1 pseudogene is annotated in these 212 nt (G+C 62.3%); it reads right to left on the reverse strand.

The features are described 5' to 3' along the window. Nucleotides 1-212, reverse strand: a pseudogene (locus AC2YI2_RS35345) (chemotaxis protein CheA); the annotation flags it as partial.

Raw genomic sequence — 212 nt, forward strand, 5'->3', positions numbered from 1 at the left:
TCGGAGCTGGAGTTTCCGCCCTGGCTACCGGAGCGGCCAGATGGGAAGGCGTTGGCAGACTGCCACCGTTGACGGCGCGATGCAGGTTGTCGAGCAAAGCTGCACTCACAGCGTCATGATCGCCATTCGGCGTATCGAGGAGAGCGCGCATGTGATCCTGCGCCGACAGAACCGCCGAGACGAGTTCCTGGGTAGCCGGAACATCGCCTTTA

Source organism: Rhizobium sp. SRI_017, assembly GCF_057586295.1.